20 protein-coding genes are annotated in these 21,331 nt (G+C 70.2%); 10 read left to right on the plus strand and 10 right to left on the minus strand.

What is annotated here, in order from left to right:
• The first annotated feature begins 82 nt into the window (after positions 1-82).
• Positions 83-1,336, plus strand: a complete 1,254-nt coding sequence (locus tag DFR41_RS03130; protein ID WP_114801652.1) for an O-antigen ligase family protein — start codon at positions 83-85, stop codon at positions 1,334-1,336.
• Positions 1,337-1,433: 97 nt separating this feature from the next.
• Here the strand turns inward: DFR41_RS03130 and DFR41_RS03135 are convergent, their stop codons facing one another.
• Complete coding sequence (locus tag DFR41_RS03135) at positions 1,434-1,643, minus strand: zinc-finger domain-containing protein (protein WP_017758891.1); 210 nt, start codon at positions 1,641-1,643, stop codon at positions 1,434-1,436.
• A 5-nt stretch (positions 1,644-1,648) separates the two neighbouring features.
• On the minus strand, positions 1,649-2,584 hold the full coding sequence (locus DFR41_RS03140) for a branched-chain amino acid transaminase (protein WP_114801653.1): 936 nt from the start codon (positions 2,582-2,584) through the stop codon (positions 1,649-1,651).
• A gap of 156 nt (positions 2,585-2,740) precedes the next feature.
• Here DFR41_RS03140 and DFR41_RS03145 point away from each other — a divergent pair, with 156 nt between their 5' ends.
• Positions 2,741-3,781 (plus strand): recombination-associated protein RdgC, encoded by a 1,041-nt coding sequence (locus DFR41_RS03145; protein ID WP_114801654.1) that lies wholly within the window; start codon positions 2,741-2,743, stop codon positions 3,779-3,781.
• Positions 3,782-3,883: 102 nt separating this feature from the next.
• Here the strand turns inward: DFR41_RS03145 and DFR41_RS03150 are convergent, their stop codons facing one another.
• The 3 genes from DFR41_RS03150 to radA all read right to left on the minus strand — a co-directional run bounded on the left by DFR41_RS03150 (position 3,884) and on the right by radA (position 7,694).
• Positions 3,884-4,351, minus strand: coding sequence for a glycerate kinase (locus DFR41_RS03150; protein WP_114801655.1), 468 nt, complete (start codon positions 4,349-4,351; stop codon positions 3,884-3,886).
• 77 nt (positions 4,352-4,428) lie between these two features.
• Complete coding sequence (locus tag DFR41_RS03155; protein ID WP_114801656.1) at positions 4,429-5,943, minus strand: BCCT family transporter; 1,515 nt, start codon at positions 5,941-5,943, stop codon at positions 4,429-4,431.
• 368 nt (positions 5,944-6,311) lie between these two features.
• Entirely contained in the window at positions 6,312-7,694 is a 1,383-nt protein-coding gene (gene radA / locus DFR41_RS03160) for a DNA repair protein RadA (RefSeq protein WP_114801657.1), read from the minus strand.
• A gap of 142 nt (positions 7,695-7,836) precedes the next feature.
• Here radA and DFR41_RS03165 point away from each other — a divergent pair, with 142 nt between their 5' ends.
• The 3 genes from DFR41_RS03165 to DFR41_RS03175 all read left to right on the plus strand — a co-directional run bounded on the left by DFR41_RS03165 (position 7,837) and on the right by DFR41_RS03175 (position 10,710).
• Complete coding sequence (locus DFR41_RS03165) at positions 7,837-8,823, plus strand: Bug family tripartite tricarboxylate transporter substrate binding protein (protein ID WP_017758885.1); 987 nt, start codon at positions 7,837-7,839, stop codon at positions 8,821-8,823.
• A gap of 25 nt (positions 8,824-8,848) precedes the next feature.
• Positions 8,849-9,628, plus strand: coding sequence for a class II aldolase/adducin family protein (locus DFR41_RS03170; RefSeq protein WP_114801658.1), 780 nt, complete (start codon positions 8,849-8,851; stop codon positions 9,626-9,628).
• 101 nt (positions 9,629-9,729) lie between these two features.
• A complete protein-coding gene (locus DFR41_RS03175) occupies positions 9,730-10,710 on the plus strand; it encodes a 2-dehydropantoate 2-reductase (protein WP_114801659.1) in 981 nt (326 codons plus the stop codon).
• Between the two features lie 20 nt (positions 10,711-10,730).
• Here the strand turns inward: DFR41_RS03175 and DFR41_RS03180 are convergent, their stop codons facing one another.
• A complete protein-coding gene (locus DFR41_RS03180; RefSeq protein WP_114801660.1) occupies positions 10,731-11,540 on the minus strand; it encodes a hypothetical protein in 810 nt (269 codons plus the stop codon).
• Positions 11,537-12,637 carry an alanine racemase gene (gene alr, locus DFR41_RS03185; protein WP_017757939.1) on the minus strand — a complete coding sequence of 367 codons (1,101 nt, stop codon included), beginning with the start codon at positions 12,635-12,637 and terminating at the stop codon, positions 11,537-11,539. Before alr ends, DFR41_RS03180 begins: the two co-directional genes overlap by 4 nt.
• A 173-nt stretch (positions 12,638-12,810) precedes the next feature.
• On the opposite strand from alr, the gene lplT reads away from it, so the two are divergent.
• From lplT to DFR41_RS03210, 5 genes are all read left to right on the plus strand, one after another.
• Positions 12,811-14,115: a lysophospholipid transporter LplT gene (gene lplT, locus DFR41_RS03190; RefSeq protein ID WP_114801661.1), complete on the plus strand. Its 1,305-nt coding sequence runs from the start codon at positions 12,811-12,813 to the stop codon at positions 14,113-14,115.
• 252 nt (positions 14,116-14,367) lie between these two features.
• Positions 14,368-14,856 (plus strand): glutathione peroxidase, encoded by a 489-nt coding sequence (locus DFR41_RS03195; protein WP_017758052.1) that lies wholly within the window; start codon positions 14,368-14,370, stop codon positions 14,854-14,856.
• Between the two features lie 133 nt (positions 14,857-14,989).
• Complete coding sequence (locus tag DFR41_RS03200; protein WP_114801662.1) at positions 14,990-15,367, plus strand: DUF2946 family protein; 378 nt, start codon at positions 14,990-14,992, stop codon at positions 15,365-15,367.
• A 178-nt stretch (positions 15,368-15,545) separates the two neighbouring features.
• Entirely contained in the window at positions 15,546-17,903 is a 2,358-nt protein-coding gene (locus DFR41_RS03205; protein WP_114801663.1) for a TonB-dependent receptor, read from the plus strand.
• 28 nt (positions 17,904-17,931) lie between these two features.
• On the plus strand, positions 17,932-18,819 hold the full coding sequence (locus tag DFR41_RS03210; RefSeq protein WP_114801664.1) for a copper chaperone PCu(A)C domain-containing protein: 888 nt from the start codon (positions 17,932-17,934) through the stop codon (positions 18,817-18,819).
• A gap of 154 nt (positions 18,820-18,973) precedes the next feature.
• On the opposite strand, the gene DFR41_RS03215 is transcribed toward DFR41_RS03210, so the two are convergent.
• From DFR41_RS03215 to glcF, 3 genes are all read right to left on the minus strand, one after another.
• Entirely contained in the window at positions 18,974-19,342 is a 369-nt protein-coding gene (locus DFR41_RS03215; protein WP_017757950.1) for an HU family DNA-binding protein, read from the minus strand.
• A gap of 222 nt (positions 19,343-19,564) precedes the next feature.
• Positions 19,565-19,963, minus strand: coding sequence for a carboxypeptidase regulatory-like domain-containing protein (locus DFR41_RS03220; protein WP_114801665.1), 399 nt, complete (start codon positions 19,961-19,963; stop codon positions 19,565-19,567).
• 111 nt (positions 19,964-20,074) lie between these two features.
• Positions 20,075-21,307 (minus strand): glycolate oxidase subunit GlcF, encoded by a 1,233-nt coding sequence (gene glcF / locus DFR41_RS03225; protein WP_114801666.1) that lies wholly within the window; start codon positions 21,305-21,307, stop codon positions 20,075-20,077.
• Positions 21,308-21,331: the final 24 nt, after the last annotated feature.

Raw genomic sequence — 21,331 nt, forward strand, 5'->3', positions numbered from 1 at the left:
GGCAGCCTTTCTCCGGCCCCCCGCGTCCCTGTGCTGCCTGGCGGCCCGCGCGGGCCGACGCCGCGACCAACCAACCATTCCGATGCGCCTTCCCCTTCTTCCCCGCGCCGCCGCCTGCCTGTGGGGCGCGGTGGTCTTCATGCCGGTGGGCCTGAACTACATGGCCTTCCTGCTGCTGCTGGCGACGATGCTGGTGGCAGGCGACTGGCGCGAGCGCGTGCAGCGCCTGATGGCCCATCCGCTGCGCTGGCCCTTGGCGGCGCTGGTGCTCTGGCAACTGGTCGTGCTGGTCATCGGGCCGCACTATGCCGAGACCGGCGTCAACCTTTGGCATGGCATCCGCATCCCGCTGACCATCCTGCTGGCCCTGATGCTCACCCGCGAGGAGGCGGTATGGGCGATGCGCGGCTTCCTGGGCATCGCCTTCTTCAACATCGCCTACACGGCGGTCTTCTACTTCATCCTGCTGAAGTTCGGCGTGATGCCGCCCATGGGCGTGCTCAAGCCGATGATCATGCTGGTGGGCAACAAGTCGATCAACGATGCGCTGCTCTACACCGTGCTGGGCGCCGCCTCGGCCGCATGGGCGCTGCAGCGCCTGGTGGAGCACCGGCCTTACCGCGCGGTGGCCGGCTTCGCGCTGACGGCGGTGACGGTCTTCATCGTCAACTGGAACCTGCCTTCGCGCACCTCGCTGCTGGCCATGCTGGTCGTGCTGCCGCTGCTGTGCGTGCACCAGTGGCGCAGCCACTGGCGCGGCATGGCCTTGGCGCTGGCGGCCGTGGTGGTGGTGCTGGGCCTCGCGTTGCGGGAGGCGCCGCCCATGGTCGAGCAGAAGCTGGCCCAGGGTGTGTCGGAGATCGAGGCTGCGCGCGCGGGCGCCGTCTCCGAGGGCAGCTGGGTGGTGCGCTACCACATGTACACCGTCACCGGCCGCATGATCGCCGACCAGCCGCTGGCCGGATGGGGCATCGGCGCCTGGAACCAGATCTGGCGCGAGCGCGGCCCGGCACTGCTGGCCAACTACAACATGCCGCACAACGACTTCCTGTGGATGGGCTCGCAGACCGGTCTGCCCGGCGTGGCCGCGCTGCTGGCCGTGATGCTGTGCGCCGTGTGGCAGGCCTGGAAGCGGCCCGATCTGGCCGGGCGCGTGGCCTTCGCCGCCACGCTCATCGCGCTGCTGGCCAGCTGCGTCAACTCGGCGCTGCGCGACGCGCAGATCGGGCTGTCGCTGCTGTGGGTGGCGATGGTGTTCCTGCGCCTGGCGCGCGAGCCAGCGCGCGCGTGGCAGGAGGTGCTGCCGCGGCGCTGGCGAGGCACCGCCACGGACTGATTGCGACGCCACAAACGACAAGGCCGCCCGGGACTTCAGGCGGCCTTGTTTCATTCAAGGGGCCGGGCCCGGCCAGGGGCCCAAGGCGATGCGGGCCTCAGTGGCCGCCGGCCACCACCTCGCCCGCCTTCAGGCGGTACAGCGTGCCGCAGTACGGGCACTTGGCCTCGCCCGTGCGGGCAACATCCAGGTACACCTTGGGATGGGTGTTCCACAGCTTCATGTCGGCCTTGGGGCTGGGACAGAAGACGCCGCCCTGGTGGTTCAGGTCCTTGGCGGCGAGTTCGACGACGGCGGAAGTGGACATGGCGATCAGACCTTGGTGAGCCAGTGGGCGTACTTGGGATTGCGGCCGTTGACGATGTCGAAGAAGGCGTTCTGCACCTTCTCGGTCACGGGGCCGCGGCTGCCGATGCCGATCTGCACCCGGTCCAGCTCGCGGATGGGCGTGACTTCGGCGGCGGTGCCGGTGAAGAAGGCCTCGTCGGCAATGTAGACCTCGTCGCGGGTGATGCGCTTCTGCACCACCTCGATGCCGAGGTCCTTGGCGATGTGCAGGATGGTGTTGCGCGTGATGCCGTTGAGCGCGCCGGCCGACAGGTCGGGCGTGTAGATCACGCCGCTCTTGACCACGAAGATGTTCTCGCCCGCGCCTTCGGAGACGAAGCCGGCGGCGTCCAGCAGCAGGGCCTCGTCGTAGCCGTCTTCCGTGGCTTCCATGTTGGCCAGGATGGAGTTGCTGTAGTTGGAGACCGCCTTGGCCTGCGTCATCGTGATGTTGACGTGGTGGCGGGTGTAGCTGCTGGTCTTGACGCGGATGCCACGCTTGAGGCCCTCTTCGCCCAGGTAGGCGCCCCAGGCCCAGGCCGCGACCATGGCGTGGATGGTGTTGCCCTTGGGGCTCACGCCCAGCTTCTCGGAGCCGATCCAGACCAGCGGGCGCAGGTAGCAGCTTTCGAGCTTGTTGGCCCGCACCACTTCCTTCTGCGCCTCGTTGAGTTGCTCCTTGCTGAACGGGATGTTCATGCGCAGGATCTTGGCGCTGTTGTAGAGGCGCTCGGTGTGCTCTTCGAGGCGGAAGATGGCGGTGCCGTCGACGGTGTTGTAGGCCCGCACCCCTTCGAAGGCGCCGCAGCCGTAGTGCAGCGTGTGGGTCAGCACATGGATCTTCGCGTCGCGCCAGTCGACGAGTTCACCGTCCATCCAGATCTTGCCGTCACGGTCGGCCAGCGAGGGGATCGCGCTCATGTCTTGCTTGTCCTTGCAGGGAGAAATGCGGGGAGCCGGCGATTTTAAGGTGCCGACCCGCCCTGGCTTTTACTCGGGCTTACAGGCGCCGCGGGCGGTGCCGGGCACACGGCGCACGCACAATCGCCCGCTTCGCGTTTTTCCCGCCGACCTGCCGTGCCCCGTTTCAAGAACGTCATCAGCTTCCGCATCGAGCCCGCCTGGGCGCCCGACTTCGACGCCGCCCAGCAGCAGCTGGAGAAGGAGCGCTTCGTGCCCTGCGGCGCGACGCAGGAATCGTCCGCCGGCTGGGTCGAGCCGCGCGGCCAGGCCGAGGGCCCGCTGCTGGAGTCGGTCGGCGGCCAGTGGCTGCTCGAATACATGGTCGAGAGCAAGACGCTGCCCGCCTCGGTGGTGCGCCGCAAGCTGGACGAGCGCTGCGCGCAGATCGAGCAGCAGACCGGCCGCCAGCCCGGCAAGAAGGAGAAGAAGCAGCTCAAGGAAGACATCACCCAGGAGCTGCTGCCCATGGCCTTCACCCGTCACGCGCGCATCGCCGTGTGGATCGACCCCACGGCCCGCCGGCTGACGCTCGACACCTCCAACCAGGCCCGCGCCGACGGCGTGGTGACGGCCCTGGTGAAGGCGCTGGACGGCTTCGGCGTGTCGGCCTTCCACACGCAGGTGGAGCCCGGCAGCGCCATGGCCGGCTGGCTGGCCACGCAGGAGCCGCCGGCGGGCTTCTCCATCGACCGCGACTGCGAGCTCAAGGCCACGGACGATTCCAAGGCCGTCGTGCGCTATGCCAAGCATCCGCTCGACATCGAGGAGGTGCGCGAACACATCGCCCAGGGCAAGCGGCCGACGCGCCTGGCGCTCACCTGGGAGGACCGCGTGTCGTTCGAGCTGACCGAGGGCATGCAGCTGCGCAAGCTGCAGTTCCTGGAAGGCGTGTTCGATGGGGCCGGCAGCGATGCGCAGGCCAAGGACGAGGGCTTCGACACCGATGCCGCCATCGTGACCGGCGAGCTGGGCCAGCTGTTGCCGGCGCTGCTGGAGGCGCTGGGCGGCGAGATGGAGCCGGGGATGGCGGCTGCGGTACCGGCATCGCCGGCGGCGCCGCAGGCCGAATCGCAGACGGCGGCCCCGGCAGCGAAGGCCGCGACACCGACGGCTGCGACGGTCGCCGCGGCAGACGACGACGGCCCACCGTTCTGATGAGTGGGCGCTTCTGCCCTCACGGGCGAGGGCGCCAGTCACACGTCATCCGTTGCTGAAGACGTGCCGGCCATCCGCCACGCCTTTCGGAGACGCGCCAGCTCAGCGAAGGTCCGGCGCTGCCTCTGTCGGGGCGCCTGCAGCGGCCGGCGCCGCAGGCTCGGCCAGGGCCTCCTCCACCTGCACCGGCCGCGTCAGCTTCCATTCCCGCAGCTTTCCTTCGTGGAAGGTCGCGTCCACATAGGACTCGCTGTTGTCGGTCCAGCGGAAGACTTCGGGCTGCACGCCTTCGGGCGTCTGCGCGGCGCCGATCGAGCGGGTCATGGCGATCACGTGCAGCAGCGTCATGCGCGGCTTGAGCTTGGCATTGAGCATCACGGCGCTGTCCACATAGCCCATCGGCCGGTTGCCAGCGCGGCGAAGCACCGTCATCGTGCGGGTGAAGTGCAGCAGCAGGAACATCATGATGCCGCCGGCCACGCCGACGACACCCGCCAGGCCATAGCTGCGCCAGCCGATCACCAACAGGGCCAGTCCCGCGACCGGGACGAGGATTTTCGAGAGAGTCATGGCGGCGGATTGTCCCTGCTCCCGCCGCCGGGCCGCATTGCGGACATCCGCAGCCCGCAACTCCGGGTCAACCCGGATCAGCGGACCATCTCGCGCATGCGCCGGCGCAGGGCGCGCTCGCGTTTCTGCTCTTCCTCCCAGTCGTGGCGGATCGCCAGGGTCACCGAGATCGCCATCAGCACCAGCACCACCGCAAAGGGCAGTGCGAAGACGATGGTGGCCGTCTGCACCGCACTCAGCCCGCCGGCCAGCAACAGGCTCAATGCAATGGCCGCCACCAGCACGCCCCAGGTGATCTTGATCCGGTTGGGCGGGTTGGGATTGCCCTGCGTGCTCATGGTGCCCAGCACCAGCGTGGCCGAATCGCCCGAGGTGACGAAGAAGACGAACACCAGGAGGGTGGCCACCACGGACAGGATGGCGCCGCCCGGCATGGCGTCAAACATCACGAACATCGCGCTCGACACGTTCGAGGCCACGGCTTCGGCCAGCGGCACGCCGCGGAAGATCTCGAAGTTGAGCGCCGTTCCGCCGAAGACCGCGAACCACGCGAAGCCCACCAGACTGGGCGCCAGCACCGTGCCCACCAGGAACTGACGCACCGTGCGCCCGCGCGAGACCCGCGCGATGAACAGGCCCACGAAGGGCGACCAGGCCAGCCACCAGGCCCAGTAGAAGATGGTCCAGTCGCCGATCCACGAGCTCTCGCGGAAGGGCGTCATGCGCAGGCTCATGCGCACGAAGTCGCTGAGGTAGGAGCCCAGCGTCGCCGTGAAGGTGTCGATGATGGCGATGGTCGGTCCCAGGCACAGCACCACCAAGGCGAGAAGGCCCGCCACGATCAGGTTGCCGATGGACAGCCACTTCACGCCCCGCTCCACGCCGCTCACGGCCGAGGTGATGAACAGCACCGTGGTCACCACGATGATGGCCGACTCCGTCCACTGGCTGTCGGGCAGGCCGAAGGCCTGCTGCAGCCCGGCGCCGATCTGCGTGGCGCCCATGCCCAGCGAGGCGGCGACGCCGAAGGCCGTGGCCACCACGGCCAGGACATTGACCACCGGCGACAGCCGCTTGGCCCAGCTCCAGGGCAGTGCCTCCGTCGCGGAACTCACCAGGGGCAGCGCCTTGCGCCGGAAGGTGAAGAAGCTGATCGCCAGACCCACGATGCCGTAGATGGCCCAGGGATGGAAGCCCCAGTGGAAGAAGGAATAACGCATGGCCGCACCTGCGGCGTCCGCCGTGTTGGGCGCGATGCCCGGCGGCGGCGTGACGTAGTGCGACACCGGTTCGGCCACGCCCCAGAACACGAGGCCGATGCCCATGCCGGCGGCGAACAGCATCGAGAACCAGGCGCCCACCGAGAACTCGGGCTCGTCGTCCTCGTCGCCGAGCTTGAGGTCGCCATAGCGGCTCACGGCCAGGAAGAAGGCCAGCAGCACCAGGCCCAACACCACCCACAGGTAGAACCAGCCGAAGGTGCGGGTGATGTCCGAAAGCAGCGTGCCGAAGACGCTGTCCAGTGTGCGGGGCGAGATCAGGCCCCAGAGCACCACGGCCCCGATGATGGCCGCGGAAACGATGAGTTGCATGGCGCACTCCTCCTCGATCGGTGCGCCTGCTCACTCCAGCGCCTCCGATGGGAGACGCCGTCGAGGCGGTCGCCATGCATGGAGCACGGCGGCCAGGGCGCTGATGGATGAAACACCCGCGGGTCATGGCACCGCACCCGGCGATGCGATTCCTGTCCACGGACGAGGGGCAGGCGGCAGTCGGGCCGCCCCGGAGCCCAGACTACCGGCGCGGATGGCCGGATAGGGCGAAACGAAGGCGCGGATTCTAGTCGGCGAGCATCCGGTGTGTCTGTAGGTGCAAGCCGCGCAGCACGCAGGCCGGACGCGGTTCAGCGTTACTGCCGGCGGCCGATTCGGCTCCGGCGCGTGTCTTCACGCCGGAAGACTCAGTCCAGCTGCCGCACCACCGCCATTGCCTCGTCCACCCGGTCGACGGCATGGATGGTCAGCCCCTCGATGGGCTTCTTCGGCGCATTGGCCTTGGGCACCAGCGCCACCGAGAAGCCCAGCTTGGCCGCCTCGCGCAGCCGCTCCTGTCCGCGGGGCGCGGGCCGCACTTCGCCGGCCAGGCCAACCTCGCCGAAGGCCACGAAGCCCTTGGGCAGCGCCTTGCCGCGCAGGCTGGAGCTGATGGCCAGCATCACCGCCAGGTCGGCCGCCGGCTCGGTGATGCGCACGCCGCCCACGGCGTTGACGAACACGTCCTGGTCCATGCTGGCCACGCCCGCATGGCGGTGCAGCACCGCCAGCAGCATGGCCAGGCGGTCGCGCTCCAGGCCCACCGACAGGCGACGCGGGCTCGGGCCGCCGTCGTCCACCAGCGCCTGGATCTCCACCAGCATCGGCCGTGTGCCCTCCAGCGTCACCAGCACCACGCTGCCGGGCACCGGCTGCGCATGCTGACTCAGGAAGATGGCGCTCGGGTTGGCCACGCCGCGCAGGCCGCGCTCGGTCATGGCGAAGACGCCGATCTCGTTGACGGCGCCAAAACGGTTCTTGATGGCGCGCACCAGGCGGAAGCTGGAATGCGTGTCGCCCTCGAAGTACAGCACCGTGTCCACCATGTGCTCCAGCACGCGCGGACCGGCCAGCGCACCTTCCTTGGTCACATGGCCCACCAGCACCACCGCGGTGCCGCTGGCCTTCGCGAAGCGCGTCAGGTGCGCGGCGCATTCGCGCACCTGCGCCACCGAGCCGGGCGCCGAAGTGAGCTGGTCGGAATACACGGTCTGGATCGAGTCGATGATCGCGATGGCGGGCCGGTGCGCATCGAGCGTGGCGAGGATCTTCTCCAGCTGGATCTCGGCCATCAGCTGCACCTGCGAGCGCTCGAGCCCCAGCCGGTGGGCGCGCAGCGCCACCTGGGCGCCGCTTTCCTCGCCGGTCACGTACAGGGCGATCTGCCCGGCGTTCTGCAGCGCGTCGGCCGCCTGCAGCAGCAGGGTCGACTTGCCGATGCCCGGGTCGCCGCCGATCAGCGTCACGCCGCCCGGCACGATGCCGCCGCCGAGCACGCGATCCAGCTCTTCCAGGCCGGTGGCCGTGCGCGCCACGTCGGTGGCCTCGATCTCGGCCAGCACCGCCAGCTCGGAGGCGCCGCCCAGCGCGGCGAAGGTGTTGCCGAAGCGGTTCTGCGCCGCGCCAGGCGCCGCGGCCGGCGCCTGCTCGACCAGCGAGTTCCACGCGCCGCAGGAGGGGCATTTGCCGAGCCACTTGGGGCTGGTGCCTCCACATTCGCTGCACACGTACTGGGTCTTGTCCTTGGCCATCGGTCGAGTGTAGGGACCCCCATCGCGCGGCCCCGGGGCTCGCGTAAACCAGAAGGTCCGATGGCGGGACGCGCTGGAACAATGTCGGCCATCCACCGGGCGCGTCGCGCCCGTTTTTTTCCTCTCGTTCCGGAGACATCCCATGCAGATCACCCGCCGCCACCTGCTGCAGACCACGGGCGCCTCGGCGCTGCTCGCCGGCATCGGCCAGCAGGCCTTCGCCCAGGCCGCGCTGGAAAACGCCACCATCGTCACCGGCTTCGCGGCCGGCGGCACCTCCGACACCATCTGCCGCCGCGTGGCGCAGAAGCTGCAGCCCGACTACGCCAAGGCCGTGGTGGTGGACAACCGCACCGGCGCGGGCGGCCAGATCGCCATCAACTACATCAAGGCCCGCCCGGCCGACGGCACGACGATGCTGCAGACGCCCACGTCGATGCTGACGATCTATCCGCACATCTACAAGAAGCTGTCGTACGACCCGCAGACCGACCTCACGCCCGTGAGCCTGGGCTGCGTGTTCGACTTCGGCTTCGCCGTGGGCCCGGCCGTGCCGGCCAGCGTCAAGACCGTGGCCGACTTCCTGGCCTGGGCCAAGGCCAACCCCACGGGCGCCAACTTCGGCTCGCCCGCCGCCGGCTCCACGCCGCACTTCGTGGGCGTGCTGATCGGCAAGAGCGCCGGCGTCGAGCTCAAGCACGCCGCCTACCGCGGCACGCAGCCGGCCATGCTGGACCTGCTGGGCGGCAACATCTCGGCCGTGTCGGGCCCCATCGGCGACATCACGCAGCACCTGTCCACGGGCAAGGTCCGCATCCTGTCGGTCTCGGGCACCAAGCGCAGCCGCTTCGCACCCGACGTGCCCACGCTGATGGAGCAGGGCATCAACATGGCCCACAGCGAGTGGTTCGCCTTCTTCCTGCCGCCCAAGGCCAACCCGGAGCTGGTGGCCCGCCTGAATGCCGGCATGAAGAACGCCCTGGCGCAGAAGGACGTGATCGACGGCCTGGGCACCTTCGGCCTGGAAGCCATGTCCTCCACCCCCGCCGAACTGGCCGAGCTGATCAAGAAGGACACGGCCAAGTGGGGCCCCATCGTCAAGGAAGTCGGCTTTACGGCCGAGGCCTGATGAGGCCGCAGCGGGACGGATCGCCATGACCTCGCCGGCCTCGTCGCTGGTCCATCCCAACCTGCATCCCGACGAGCGGGCCGCCCGCGTGGAACTGGCGGCCTGCTACCGCGTCTTCGCCATGCTGGGCTGGACGGAGATGATCTACAACCACATCACCGTCCGGCTGCCCGACAGCGTCACGGGCGGCGAGAAGCAGTTCCTGATCAACCCCTTCGGCCTGCACTACAGCGAGGTCACGGCCAGCAACCTGGTCAAGATCGACCTGGCGGGCCGGGTGCTGGACGGCTCGGCGCATCCGGTCAATCCGGCCGGCTTCACGGTGCACGCCGCCATCCACGACGGGCTGCCGGGCGCCCACTGCGTGATGCACACCCACACCACCGCCGGCATGGCGGTGGCCTGCGTGCAGGGCGGGTTGTCGCTGTCCAACTTCTACGCTGCGCAGCTGCATGGCCGGGTGGCATACCACGACTTCGAAGGCGTGACGGTGCATGCCGACGAGGGCCCGCGCCTGCTGGCCAGCATCGGCGACAAGCCGGCCGTCATCCTGCGCAACCACGGCCTGCTGGTCTGGGGCCAGACGCTGCCGCAGGCCTTCGTCACGCTGTGGACGCTGCAGCGTGCCTGCGAGGTGCAGCTGGCGACGATGAGCATGGGCACGCCGATCCCCGTGGCCGAGGCCATCGCCGAGCAATGCAAGCGCGACGCGCTGCAGTTCCACCCCAGGCAAGGCGCTGGCCAGGACGTCTTCGACGCGCTGGTGCGGCAGGTGGACCGTCTGGACCCCGGCTACCGCGCCTGAGCAACCACGGTCCGGCCACGCCTACGCGGGCGTGGGCACGAAGCCGCCCAGGCGACTAGCATCGTCGCCCATCGCGGCTTCGCGACTTTCGGACCCATCCCATGAAGATCTGCATCTACGGTGCCGGCGCCATCGGCGGCTGGCTGGGCGTGGCCCTGGCCCAGGCGGGCGAGCGGCTGAACGTGGTGGCGCGCGGCGCCACGCTCGAAGCATTGCAAGCGGGCGGCCTGCAGCTGGTGCGCCAGGGCGGCGTGGCCACGCGCGTGCCGGTGAAGGCGGTGGCGGACCCCGCTGAACTGGGTCCGCAGGACGTGGTGATCGTCGCCGTCAAGGCGCCCGCCCTCGCCGCCGTGGCCGAGCGCACCGGCCCGCTGCTGGGGCCGGACACCGTCGTGCTCACCGCCATGAACGGCGTGCCGTGGTGGTTCCTCGACGGCGGCTTCGGCGGCCCGCTCGCGGGGCGGCGGCTGTCGGCCGTCGATCCCGACGGGCGCATCGCCGCGGCCATTCCAGGTCATCACGTGATCGGCGGCGTGGTGCATGCCAGTTGTTCGCTCGACGGGCCCGGCGTGGTGCGCCACCACTTCGGCAACGGCCTGATCGTCGGCGAGCCCTCGGGCGAGCCGACCGAGCGGGTGCAGCGCCTGGCCGACCTGCTGCAGCGCGGCGGCATCGACGCCCGCGTGTCGCCGCAGATCCAGAAGGACGTCTGGTACAAGCTCTGGGGCAACATGACGGTGAACCCCATCAGCGCGCTGACGGGCGCGACCACCGACCGCATCCTGGCCGACGACCTGCTGCGCGGCTTCATCTCGGCCGTCATGCTGGAGGCCCGCACCGTGGGCGAGCGCATCGGCGTGCCCATCGCCGAGATGCCGGAGGACCGCCATGCCGTCACGCGCAAGCTGGGCGCCTTCAAGACCTCGATGCTGCAGGACGTGGAGGCCGGCCGGCCGGTGGAGCTCGACGCGCTGGTCAGCGCCGTGCGCGAACTGGCCGAGGGCGTCGGGATGGCCACGCCCTTCACCGATGCGCTGCTGGGCCTGGCCCGGGTGCAGGCGCGCGGGCTGGGGCTGTACTGAGTGCGAGGTTGCGGGGCCGTCTAGCGCCGGCCCGCGATGATCCGCAGCGCCTCGGGCAGCGTGTGGGCCTGGGGCACGAAACGGTCGACCGCGGCGCCCAGCAGCACGGCGCACAGCAGGGCACCCAGCAGCGGCTTCCAGGTCAGGCGCACGGCGGCCATCAACCAGCCTTCACGGGCCAGGCGCCGGGTGGTGCGAACCGCCGCATAGGAGAAGGCCACCTCGACCGCGACGGCCAGCAGCGCCTCCGAGCCGAAGTACAGCCACAGCAGCGAGCCGGCCCCCAGCAGCAGCGCCACACCGATCAGGAAGACGGCGACGACGGGCACCACCACGATGGCGCCCTCGTCCGCAGCGCCGGCGGCCTCGAGCGCCCCCGAGGCCAGGTCGCCCAGCGCGTTGCTGTCGGCCGCAGCCGGTGCCGCGAAATCTCCCTGCGCCCCCGCGCCCGCGAAGTCACCGCCGCCCGCGCGGGGCACCGATGGGCCCGCGCCACCGCGACCGGCCGGCAGGTCGAGCCCCGGGAGGTCGAACGCATCGCCCCAGTCCCCGCCTTCGCCTTCGCGCCGCTCACCCAGCAGCCGACGCGCCCACAGGCGCAGCAGGCCCAGGTAGGCCAGGTAGCCCGCGCCCAGGGTGAGCAGGTAGCGCAGGGCCAGCGAATCGACCTCGGCCCCATGCCGCAGCAGGGCCGAACAGGCCCACATCGTGAGCAGCACGAGGCTGCCGATCAGCCAGCCGTGCATGCGCAGGCTGTGGCGCCGGTGCAGCGCCTGCTCCAGCGCCGATTCCTCCAGGCGCACGGAGCGCCAGGTCGAGCGGACCTTCATTCCAGCGCTTCGACCACGACCGGCACGCGCGGCGCCACGGCGCACATCAGCTCGTAACCCACGGTGCCGCTGGCGCGGGCCACCTCGTCGATGGGTAGCAAGGCGCCGTGCTGCGCGCTGCGTCCCCACAGCACCACCTCGCTGCCGAAGCCGGCCTGGGGCACGGGCGTGAGGTCGACGGTGACCATGTCCATGCTCACGCGGCCCACCACCCGGGTCCGCACGCCATCGACCAGCACCGGCGTGCCGGTGGGCGCATGGCGCGGATAGCCGTCGGCATAGCCCACGGCGGCGATGCCGATGCGCATGGGCTGCCCGGCCACGAAGCTGGAGCCATAGCCCACGGTGTCGCCCGGCTGCAGCGACTGCACGCCGATGAGCCGCGTGGCCAGCGTCATGCCGGGCTGCAGCTGCCAGTGGGCCGCGTCGTGCTCGGGAAAGTCGGGCGCGCTGCCGTAGAGCACGATGCCCGGCCGCACCCAGTCGGCCCGGGTACGCGTCGCATGGCGCAGCACGGCGGCGCTGTTGGCGATGCAGCGCTCGCCCGGCAGATCGGCCGTGGCCTCATCGAAGGCGGCCATGGCCGCGTCGATGCCGCGCGGGCCGTCGGCATCGCTGAAATGCATCATCAGCGAGACCTCGTCCACCTGCGGCAGGGCCGTGAGGCGCGTCCATGCAGCGCGCATGCGGCCTGGCGCGAAGCCCAGGCGGTTCATGCCCGAGTTCATCTTGAGGAAGACGCGGTGCGGCGCCTGCGTCTTGTGCGCGGCCAGCCAGTCGATCTGCTCGTCGCAGTGCACCGTGTGCCACAGGCCCAGGCGCGAGCACAGCTCCAGGTCGCGGGCGTCGAACACGCCTTCGAGCAGCAGGATGGGCCCGCGCCAGCCCAGCGCGCGCACGCGCTCGGCCTCGGCCAGGTCCAGCAGCGCGAAGCCATCGGCGGCCCGGAAGGCCTCGAACACCCGCTCGATGCCGTGGCCGTAGGCATTGGCCTTGACCACCGCCCACACGCTGGCCGGGGCCGCCCCGCGGCGAGCGCGCTCGAGGTTGTGGCGCAGCGCGCCGGGGTGGATGGTGCAGAGGATCGGGCGGGGCATGGACGGCCAGGAGTCGAAGCGGGATGACGCCCATGTCGGACGCGGACGGGCCGCCTGCGGCAGGGTTATGGGTCATTTTGGCATCGCACCTGCGTGCTATAACCACGGGCCCCCGACCCCGGGGATTTTTTGTATACAGCTTCGAGCCTGCACATGGCCAGCCAGCCCCATCGATGAAGCGCGGCTTCTACACCATCATGTCGGCCCAGTTCTTCTCGTCGCTGGCCGACCAAGCGCTCTTCGTGGCTGCCGTCGAACTGCTGCGGACCGCGGGCGCACCGGAGTGGCAACGGGCGGCACTGGTGCCGATCTTCGCCATCTTCTATGTGGCCCTGGCGCCGCTGGTCGGCGCCTTCGCCGACGCGCTGCCCAAGGGCAAGGTCATGTTCATCAGCAATGCCATCAAGGTGGTGGGCTGCCTGATGATGCTGTTCGGCAGCCACCCCCTGGCCGCCTACGCGGTGGTGGGCCTGGGCGCGGCGGCCTACTCGCCGGCCAAGTACGGCATCCTGACCGAGCTGCTGCCCGCCTCGCAGCTCGTCAAGGCCAACGGCTGGATCGAGGGGCTGACCATCGCCTCGATCATCCTGGGCATCGTGCTCGGCGGCCTGCTGGTGGGCGAGCCTGTCTCCAGCCGGCTGCTGGCGCTGGATGTGCCGCTGATCGACACCGGCATCAACACCCCGCCAGAAGCCGCCATCAGCGTGTTGATTGCGGTGTATGCGCTGGCCGCCTGGTTCAACACCCGCATCCCGCACACCGGCGTGGCCATGCGTCCGCTGCGCGCCGATCCGCACCGCAGCTTCGTGGGCAACCTCGTGGCGCTGCTGCCCGACTTCTGGCAGTGCAACGCACGGCTGTGGCGCGACAAGCTCGGCCAGATCTCGCTGGCCACGACCACGCTCTTCTGGGGCGCGGGCGGCAACCTCAAGTACATCGTGCTGGCCTGGGCCTCGCTGGCGCTGGGCTACAGCACGCCGCAGGCCTCGGCGCTGACCGGCGTGGTGGCCATCGGGACCGCGGTGGGTGCCGTCGTGGCCTCGGTGCGCATGCGGCTGGACATGGCGACGCAGGTGATTCCGCTGGGCATCGGCATGGGCCTGCTGGTGATCGCGATGAACTTCATCTCGAACGTGTGGGTGGCGGTGCCCTTCTTGATCCTGCTGGGCGGCCTGGGCGGCTTCCTGGTGGTGCCGATGAATGCACTGCTGCAGCACCGTGGCCACAACCTGATGGGCGCGGGCCGTTCGATCGCCGTGCAGAACTTCAACGAGCAGGCCTGCATCCTGCTGCTGGGGGCCTTCTACAGCGCCTGCACGGGCCTCGGGCTGTCGGCCTTCGGCGCGATCACCGCCTTCGGCATCGTGGTCGCCGGCTTCATGGAACTCATCCGCCGCTGGCACCAGCGCAACCTGAAGGTGCATGGCGAAGAGGTGCAGCGCCTTCTAGAAATCGCGCGCAGCGACAAGCATCATTGACCACCCCCGTTGCTTGCTCACTACGCGCAAGCCGCCTCCCCCCTCCAGGGGGCCGAGCCCGTACAGAGAAGGTCCGGTGGACCTTCTCAGACTGGCGAGGAGCTGCGCCACTGGCGCAGCGCGGTCTGCAAGACCTACCCGGCGGCCCGGCGGAGCCGGTTCCGCGGGTGCATTGGCATGGCCTGCTCCGCGGCCCACTGAACGGGCAAGCCATCCATAGGCCAACCATACGCACCGACCGAGGAGATGCAAATGACGACGCTTCACGACTTCGAGGTTCGCCGGCTGGACGGCGCGCCGGTCTCGCTGGGCGAGTTCCGCGGGCAGGTGGTGCTGGTGGTCAACACCGCCAGCCAGTGCGGCTTCACGCCGCAGTTGGGCGGGCTGGAAGCATTGCATGCCCGCTTCCAGGACCGCGGCTTCGCGGTGCTGGGCTTTCCCTGCAACCAGTTCGGCGGGCAGGAGCCCGGCTCGGCCGAGGAGATCGGCAGCTTCTGCCAGCGCAACTACGGCGTGAGCTTTCCGATGATGGAGAAGATCGACGTCAACGGCGCCAATGCCGCGCCGCTGTACCGGTGGCTCACAAGCGAGAAGCCGGGGCTGCTGGGCACGCAGGCCATCAAGTGGAACTTCACCAAGTTCCTGGTGGGCCGCGACGGGCAGGTGATCCGCCGCTACGCGCCGCTGGACAAGCCGGAGTCCATCGCGGCGGACATCGAGGCGGCGCTGGGCGCGGGCTGAGCGGGCAGGCAGGCCTGCGCGCCGTTCTGCCCTTCGCCAAGCTCAGGGCGAACGGGTAGAACCCGTGCAACACCCTCGGACAAAAAGTCCGCCGCATCGCGCAAAGCCCACTCCTAGAATCGCGCGCTCGCCCATGCGCTCCTTCGCACGCACCCTCCATCGCCTTGCCCGCGGCCTGCTCGGTCGCGCGGTGCTGCTGTGGTTCGCGCTGTCGATGGGTGCAGCCATCGCCTCGCCGCTGGTGCATCCGCAGGCCATGGAACTGGTCTGCTCGGCGATGGGCGCCGTCAAGGTGGTGGTGAAGACCGACGACGGCGTCCAGGAGATGGGCGCCACGCACATGGACTGCCCGCTGTGCGTCTCCATGGGCGCACCGCCGCCCGTGGCACCCCTGCTGCAGCTGCCCCAGGCCCAGCCCCTGGGCGCGGCCCTGCAGCCCATCGAGGCCGCCCGCCTGGCGGCGGCCACCGCCGCGCCCCTGCCGGCGCGCGGGCCGCCGGCACTGCGCTGAGCTGTTCCCTTCCCGTTCGCCCGCCGCGTTGACCGGTGGCGCGACGGCCCCGGCCCCCGCGGGCCGGCCGTCTGCGTCCGACCGCCGAACGCCCGGCGTGAACCCGAACCACAGATCGCCGCGCAGGCCCGGGCCGGACCGACTCCGGCCATCGGCTGCGCGGATGCCAGGCCTCTCCATGAATCCTTCATTGCACCCGCGCGCTGCCGAGCGCGCCCGCTTGTCCCGGCTCGCCTTGCGCGCCGGCCTTTCGCTGCCGCTGGCCCTGCCTTTGGGCACGTGGGCGCAGCAGGCCGGCACCACCGCAGCCGACACGCCCGAGCGCGTCAAGTCGCTGGGCGTGGTCACCGTCACCGGCGGCCAGCCCACTTCACTGCCCACGCAGATCCCGACCACCATCGAAGGCGTCACGCGCGAGGAGATCGCCACGCGCATCAATGCCACCGACAGCGAGGACGCGCTCAAGTACCTGCCCAGCCTGCTGGTGCGCAAGCGCTACATCGGCGACTACAACCACGCGATCCTCTCGACCCGCGCCTCGGGAACCGGCAACAGTGCGCGGTCCGCGGTGTATGCGGACGGCATCCTGCTGTCCAACTACCTGGGCAACGGCATCGCCAACGGCACCAACTTCGCGCCGCGCTGGGGCCTGGTCTCGCCCGAGGAGATCGAGCGGGTGGACGTGATGTACGGGCCCTTCTCGGCCGCCTACCCGGGCAATTCGGCCGGCGCGGTGGTCGACTACGTCACGCGCATGCCGACGAAGCTCGAAGCGCATGTGAGCGCCGGCTATTCGTCGCAGCCCAACCAGCTCTACAACACCAGCAAGACCTTCAACGGCTGGCAGACCAGCGCCTCCCTGGGCAGCCGCGCCGGCGACTGGTCGTGGTGGATCCACCTCAACCGCACCCGCAGCGAAGGCCAGCCGCTGACCTTCACCACGGCCACCGTCGCCTCGGGCACGCCCGGCCGTGCCGGCACGCCCGTCACGGGCTGGGTGGGCGGACTCAACACCACCAACACACCCTGGTACATCCTGGGCACGGGCACGGCCTACCAGACGGTGCAGGACCAGGCCAAGCTCAAGCTGGCCTACGACATCACGCCGACGCTGCGCGCCAGCTACACGCTGGGCTGGTGGCAGAACAGTTCGGAAGGCCGCCCGGCCAGCTACCTGACGGGGCCCAACGGCCTGCCGGTGTACAGCGGCACGGTCAACATCCTCGGGCGCAGCTACACGCTCGCGCCGACGGCCTTCCCGCTGACCAACGACGACCAGACGCACCTGATGCACGGCCTGTCGCTCAAGAGCCGCACCGAGGGCGTGTTCGACTGGGAACTCGCCGCCAGCCTGTACGACTACCGCAAGGACCAGCAACGTGCGCCCACGGTGGCGCTGCCGCTGGCCGCCTACGGCGGTGCGGGCACGCTGCAGGACCAGGACGGCACCGGCTGGCACACGCTGGCCGCCAAGGGCACCTGGCGACCGCAAGGCCTGCACGGCGCGCACATCGTGGACTTCGGCGTCGGCCGCGATGCCTACAAGCTGGCCATCGCCAAGAACAATGTCGTGGGCAGCTGGATCGACGGGCCGGTCAACCCGCTCTCGCTGGTCAGCAACGTCGGCGGCCGCACGCAGACCGTGAGCGCCTGGGCGCAGGACGCCTGGCGCTTCGCCCCGCGCTGGAAGGCTGTGCTCGGCCTGCGCTGGGAGGACTGGCAGGCCGAGGACGGCCTGAGCGCCAGCGCCACCAGCACCCTGCGCTATGCACGCCGCAGCGAGTCGCACCTCTCGCCCAAGGCCGCCCTCGCCTTCCAGGCGACCGACGACACGGTGATCAAGGCATCCGTGGGCCGCGCGGTGCGCTTTCCGACGGTGGGCGAGCTGTACGGTGCCACCAGTGGCACGCTGTCCTTCGTCAACGACCCGACGCTCAAGCCCGAGAAGTCCTGGACCGGCGAACTCAGCGCCGAGAAGGACCTGGGCAACGGCCTGCTGCGCGCCACGCTCTTCCACGAGACCACGCGCGATGCGCTCTTCAGCCAGCTGGTGCCCGGCACCACCACCTCGCGCGTGCAGAACGTGGACAAGGTTCGCACCACCGGCGTGGAGCTGGCCTACACCGGCACCGATGTGCTGATGCGCGGGCTGGACCTGGGCGGCAGCCTGACTTTCGCTGACTCGCGCACCGTGGCCAATGCGGCCAATCCGGCGAGCGTGGGCAAGTGGCAGCCGCGCGTGCCGCGCTGGCGCTCTACGGTGTATGCCACCTACCGCCCGGACGACCGCTGGTCCTTCACCGTGGCGGCGCGCTACAGCGGCCGCCAGTACTCCAACCTGGACAACAGTGACGTCAATGCCGATGCCTACTTCGGCGCCAGCAAGTACTTCACCGTCGACACCCGCGTGCGCTGGCAGATCGACCGGCACTTCTCGGCCGCCTTCGGCATCGACAACCTCAACAACGCCCAGTACTGGAACTTCCACCCCTACCCGCAGCGCACCTACACCGCGTCGCTGCAGTGGGACCTGTGATTCACCCCATCCTCCGGAGACCCGAACCATGAGCCGCTTCAATCGCCCCCTTCTCGCCCTCGCCCTGCTGACCGGCACCGGCAGCGCCCTCGCCCATGTGACCCTGCCGCCCGGCGGCGCCACCGTCGGCACCGACTACGAGGCCGCCTTCCGCGTCGGCCATGCCTGCCAGGACGCCAAGCTCACCAACGCCCTCACCGTGCGCCTGCCGCAGGGCTTTGCGCTGAAGGACGTGCCCGCGCGCCCCGGCTGGACCATCGAGCAGACGCGCAGCGGCAGCGAAGCCGTGGTGCGCTGGACCGCCACCAGCGCGGCCACCGCCGTGCCCGCCGACCAGAAGACCGAATTCATCCTGCGCGGGCGTCTGCCCGACAAGCCGGGCCCGCTGTACTTCAAGGTGCTGCAGGGCTGCGACGTGGGCAGCAGCGACTGGGCCCAGCTGCCCACGGGCGCGGCCGACGAGAAGCTGCCCCTGCCCGCCGCGAAGCTCGACGTACTCCCGCGTGGCGTGGCCGCCGTGGACGTGCGTGACGGCTGGGCCCGCATGGCCGTCGCCGGCCAGAGCGGCACCGGCGCCTTCATGAAGCTGCAGGCGCCCTCGGGCGCGCGCCTGGTGGGCGCCAGCACGCCGGTCGCCGGCATCGCCGAGGTGCACGAGATGTCGATGCAGGGCGACCACATGCAGATGCGCGCTGTCGATGGTCTGACGCTGCCCGCACGCCAGACCGTGGAGCTGAAGCCCGGCGGCCTGCATGTGATGCTGATGGACCTGAAGCAGCCCCTGCCCGTGGGCAGCACGCTGCCGCTGACGCTGCGCTTCAAGGACGCGCAGGGCAACGAGTCGACGCGCGAAGTGCAGCTGCCGGTGCGCGCCGCGCCCGCCGCGGCCACGGGCGGCGGCGGGCATCAGCACTGAGGCTCGTTTCCTCTCCCCTCTCCTGCAAGGGGAGTGGGAGCAAATACCGGTCGTGCGCCGTCCTTCGACGACGTCGACGCAAGCCCCAATGCAAAGAGGCCCCGAAGGGCCTCTCGTTGTCTGCGCCGGCACCGCATCCGGTGCCGAAGCACCATCAGGCCTTCTTGGCCTTCTTGGCAGCGGGCTTCTTGGCAGCCGGCTTGGCGGCGGCGGCCTTCTCGGCCTTGTCGGCCTTGCGCTTGGCGGCCTTCGGGTCCACGGCGGCCTTGAAGGCGGCGCCCGGCACGAACTTCGGCACCTTCTGGGCGGCGATCTTGATCTTCTCGCCGGCTTGCGGGTTGAAACCGGTGCGGGCGGCGCGGGCCACCTGCTTGAAGGTGCCGAAGCCCACCAGGGTCACGCTGTCGCCCTTCTTGACGGCGGTGACGATGCTGCTGGTGATGGTCTCCAGGATGCGGCCGGCTTCGGCCTTGGAGACGTCATGGGCGGAGGCGATCTTTTCGATGAATTCGAGACGGTTCAAGATTGTGTTCCTAGAGTTGCTTCGATCTGCGCCGGGGCCGGCGCGCAATGCGCGCCCCCGAGCGAGGCGCGAAGTGTAGTGGAGCCGCATGACCCCGTGCAGCGGGCTGCACGGGCGCATCGCACCGAAACCCCACTCGTCAGCGGATCGACGCGCTGCATGCCGAGGACGCGCGTCGCGGCATCCGCGGCCCGCGCGGCGCGGTCGGGCCGCCGAGCCCACTCAGAAGCGGAAGTCGGCCGTCTTCGGACCCCCGCCCAGGCTCAGCTCGCGCCGCTGGGTACGGCCTTCGAAGGTGGCTTCCACCACATAGGCACCGGAGGGCAGGTCCACCAGACAGACCGGGCCATCGGCGCGCAGCGAGAGGCCGGCGCCGCCCTGGGCACCCCGGATCTCCACCGCGACCGCTGCGAGGTAGGCGCCGTCGGCCCGTGCGAACAGCAGCGACAGCGGATGCGACTTCATCGCCGAGCGCATGGCGGTGGATTCGTCCGAGCCGATACCGCCGCACACGTAGCGGCCCTGGCCGGCCTCGGTCCACGGTGGCATCTGGGCATGGGCCAGGCCCGCGGTGCAGGCCGCGGCGAGCGCGGCAGACATCAGGAATTGACGTGAAGGCATGGAAGGTCTCCTCGAAAAAACGGAAGAGATGCTGGCCTCGAAAAGCGCCGGCCGGCTGTCGGACCGCAGCGCCCGCCTGCGTGCGGCGGCGCCGGAAGACGCTCGGGACGCTCAGGCCCGCGGCTGCAGCGCCTCATCCAGCCACTCCACCCAATGCCGCACCGGCAGCTCGGTGCCGGCCTGCAGATGGGTGATGCAGCCGATGTTGGCCGAGGCCACGGCCTCGGGCTGCAGCCTCTGCAGATGGCCCAGCTTGCGTTCGCGCAGTTGCGTCGACAGTTCGGGCTGCAGCACCGAGTAGGTGCCGGCCGAGCCGCAGCAGAGGTGACTTTCGGTCTGCGTCACGCGCACGTCGAAGCCCAGCGCGCGCAGGCCCGATTCGACACCCCCACGCAGCTTCTGGCCGTGCTGCAGCGTGCAGGGCGGGTGGTAGGCGATCACGCCCTGCGGCGCCTTCACGCGCTCGCGCAGCAGCGGCACGAGGGCCGGCAGCAGCTCGCCCAGGTCGCGGGTGAGTCGCGAGACTTCGCGCGCCTTGTCGGCATAGGCGCTGTCGTGCCCCAGCGCATGGCCGTAGTCCTTCAGCGCGGCGCCGCAGCCCGAGGCATTGCTGACGATGGCCTCCACGCCGCCGCCCTGCAGCAGCGGCCACCAGGCGTCGATGTTGGCGCGCATCTGGTCCAGCGCACCAGCCTGGTCGTTGAGGTGGAAGCGGATGGCGCCGCAGCAGCCCCCCGCCTGCGGCACCACGGCCTCGATGCCGGCCGCGTCGAGCACGCGGGCCGTGGCGGCATCGATGGACGGCGCCATGGCCGGCTGCACACAACCCACGGGCAGCAGCACCTTGCGCGCATGACTGTTGCGCGGCCAGGCGCCGGCGGCGCGCGGTGCGGGCACCTTGGCCTTGAGGCTGGGCGGCAGCAGGCCGCGCACCGCCTGGCCGAGCTTCATGGCGGGCGCGAACAACGGCGAGTTCAGGCCTTCCTTGAGCAGCCAGCGCGTGGCCCGCTCACCGGCCGGCCGCGGCACCTGCTCGTCCACGATCTTGCGGCCGATGTCCACCAGGTGGCCGTACTGCACGCCGCTGGGGCAGGTGCTTTCGCAGTTGCGGCAGGTCAGGCAGCGGTCCAGGTGCTGCTGCGTGGCGCGCGTGGGCGTGCGGCCTTCGAGCACCTGCTTGATGAGGTAGATGCGGCCCCGCGGTCCATCGAGCTCGTCGCCCAGCAGCTGGTAGGTGGGGCAGGTGGCGGTGCAGAAGCCGCAGTGCACGCACTTGCGCAGGATGGCCTCGGCCTCGCGGCCTTCGGTCGTGCCCTGGTACTGGGGGGAGAGTTCGGTCTGCATCGTGTCTCGTCGTGGGTGTCTGTC

Source organism: Pseudacidovorax intermedius (assembly GCF_003350475.1).
In the GTDB taxonomy this organism is placed as follows: domain Bacteria; phylum Pseudomonadota; class Gammaproteobacteria; order Burkholderiales; family Burkholderiaceae_C; genus Xenophilus; species Xenophilus intermedius.

Excerpts from the sequence above, each read along its gene's own strand:
- DFR41_RS03130 (WP_114801652.1), top strand. The coding sequence starts at position 83 with ATGCGCCTTCCCCTTCTTCCCCGCGCCGCCGCCTGCCTGTGGGGCGCG.
- DFR41_RS03135 (WP_017758891.1), bottom strand. The coding sequence starts at position 1,643 with ATGTCCACTTCCGCCGTCGTCGAACTCGCCGCCAAGGACCTGAACCAC.
- DFR41_RS03140 (WP_114801653.1), bottom strand. The coding sequence starts at position 2,584 with ATGAGCGCGATCCCCTCGCTGGCCGACCGTGACGGCAAGATCTGGATG.
- DFR41_RS03150 (WP_114801655.1), bottom strand. The coding sequence starts at position 4,351 with ATGACTCTCTCGAAAATCCTCGTCCCGGTCGCGGGACTGGCCCTGTTG.
- DFR41_RS03155 (WP_114801656.1), bottom strand. The coding sequence starts at position 5,943 with ATGCAACTCATCGTTTCCGCGGCCATCATCGGGGCCGTGGTGCTCTGG.
- radA (WP_114801657.1), bottom strand. The coding sequence starts at position 7,694 with ATGGCCAAGGACAAGACCCAGTACGTGTGCAGCGAATGTGGAGGCACC.
- DFR41_RS03165 (WP_017758885.1), top strand. The coding sequence starts at position 7,837 with ATGCAGATCACCCGCCGCCACCTGCTGCAGACCACGGGCGCCTCGGCG.
- DFR41_RS03170 (WP_114801658.1), top strand. The coding sequence starts at position 8,849 with ATGACCTCGCCGGCCTCGTCGCTGGTCCATCCCAACCTGCATCCCGAC.
- DFR41_RS03175 (WP_114801659.1), top strand. The coding sequence starts at position 9,730 with ATGAAGATCTGCATCTACGGTGCCGGCGCCATCGGCGGCTGGCTGGGC.
- DFR41_RS03180 (WP_114801660.1), bottom strand. The coding sequence starts at position 11,540 with ATGAAGGTCCGCTCGACCTGGCGCTCCGTGCGCCTGGAGGAATCGGCG.
- alr (WP_017757939.1), bottom strand. The coding sequence starts at position 12,637 with ATGCCCCGCCCGATCCTCTGCACCATCCACCCCGGCGCGCTGCGCCAC.
- lplT (WP_114801661.1), top strand. The coding sequence starts at position 12,811 with ATGAAGCGCGGCTTCTACACCATCATGTCGGCCCAGTTCTTCTCGTCG.
- DFR41_RS03195 (WP_017758052.1), top strand. The coding sequence starts at position 14,368 with ATGACGACGCTTCACGACTTCGAGGTTCGCCGGCTGGACGGCGCGCCG.
- DFR41_RS03200 (WP_114801662.1), top strand. The coding sequence starts at position 14,990 with ATGCGCTCCTTCGCACGCACCCTCCATCGCCTTGCCCGCGGCCTGCTC.
- DFR41_RS03205 (WP_114801663.1), top strand. The coding sequence starts at position 15,546 with ATGAATCCTTCATTGCACCCGCGCGCTGCCGAGCGCGCCCGCTTGTCC.
- DFR41_RS03210 (WP_114801664.1), top strand. The coding sequence starts at position 17,932 with ATGAGCCGCTTCAATCGCCCCCTTCTCGCCCTCGCCCTGCTGACCGGC.
- DFR41_RS03220 (WP_114801665.1), bottom strand. The coding sequence starts at position 19,963 with ATGCCTTCACGTCAATTCCTGATGTCTGCCGCGCTCGCCGCGGCCTGC.
- glcF (WP_114801666.1), bottom strand. The coding sequence starts at position 21,307 with ATGCAGACCGAACTCTCCCCCCAGTACCAGGGCACGACCGAAGGCCGC.